We start from the raw sequence: 259 nt of genomic DNA, 5'->3' as shown, positions 1-259 counted from the left end.
TTGATTTCTTTAAGGCTTCTTCTTGTGCCTTCTTATGAGTAATATCGGTTCTGATTGAAATTAATTCTACGATTTTACCGTCTTGATTGCGAATTGGAGAAATAGTGCTCTCAACCCAATAATAAGTCCCATCTTTGGCCCGATTTTTAATTTCTCCCTGCCAGGATCTTCCAGAGAGAATTCGATTCCAAATCTCTTTCCAAAATTCCTTTGGATGGTAACCTGAATTGATTACTCGATGATCTTTACCAACAAGTTC

The 259-nt window shown here is 37.1% G+C and carries 1 protein-coding gene; it reads right to left on the bottom strand.

All coding sequences use genetic code 11. From position 1 onward, the window contains the following. Positions 1-259, bottom strand: a 259-nt coding sequence (locus M901_RS14565) for a PAS sensor domain-containing protein (RefSeq protein ID WP_034722484.1), incomplete at both ends; no start/stop codon positions are given.

The sequence above is a fragment of the Bacteriovorax sp. DB6_IX genome (assembly GCF_000447775.1).
Lineage (GTDB): Bacteria > Bdellovibrionota > Bacteriovoracia > Bacteriovoracales > Bacteriovoracaceae > Halobacteriovorax_A.
This window is presented reverse-complemented; position numbering and strand designations above follow the sequence as displayed.